1 pseudogene is annotated in these 965 nt (G+C 61.8%); it reads left to right on the forward strand.

The annotated features are described in order from the left end of the window. Positions 1–965, forward strand: a pseudogene (locus AC1DJO_RS29825) (beta strand repeat-containing protein); the annotation flags it as partial.

Consider the following 965-nt stretch of genomic DNA (forward strand, 5'->3'; position numbering starts at 1 on the left):
TGCTGCTGTTGCTGGTCTGAAGGCAAGCCAGATCACGGCGATGACCGCCGATCAGGTTGCCGGTATCACCGCAGGCCAGAGCGCTCTGCTGACGGCTGCGCAGGTTGCGGGCTTTAGCGCCACGAACGTGACGAAGCTGACCGACGATGCGGTTGCTGGCCTGACCACGAAGGCTCTCCCGAGCCTGAAGAACGAAGCGATCGCTGTTCTCAGCGACAGCCAGATCGGCAAGCTCAGCGTCGACCAGATCAAGGTGATGACGCCGAAGCAGGTTACTGCCTTCACGTCTGGCCAGCTCGGCAAGTTCACCGACGATCAGATGGGTGCTCTGACGGCAGCCCAGGTCGGTTCTCTCTCCGACGCGCAGATCACCGGTCTTTCGGCTGCTCAGATCGGCAARCTCAGCAACGCTGCAGTGGGCGGTCTGAAGGCATCGCAGATCAGCGGCATGAGCGACACGCAGCTCGAAGGTCTGAGCGTTGCTCAGGCTGGCGCACTGACGGCGGCCCAGGTCGGTGCTCTCAGTGCCGATGACATCAAGAAGTTCTCCGACGACGAAATTGCTGCCCTCAGCCCGAAGGCAATCCCTGGTCTGAAGAACGAAGCAATTGCGGCTCTCACTGAAAGCCAGGTCGGCAAGCTCAGCACCGACCAGCTCAAGCAGGTCACCACCAAGCAGATCACTGCCTTCACGTCTGGCCAGCTTGCCAAGTTCACCGACGATCAGATCGGCGCATTGTCGGCTGCCCAGGTCGGCGCGCTCACCAACGACCAGATCGGCGGCCTGACCGCCGGTCAGATCGGCAAGCTCAGCAATGCTGCTGTTGCTGGTCTGAAGGCAAGCCAGATCACGGCGATGACCGCCGATCAGGTTGCCGGTATCACCGCAGGCCAGAGCGCTCTGCTGACGGCTGCGCAGGTTGCGGGCTTTAGCGCCACGAACGTGACGAAGCTGACCGACGATG

It is taken from the genome of Rhizobium sp. 05N430, from assembly GCF_056396985.1.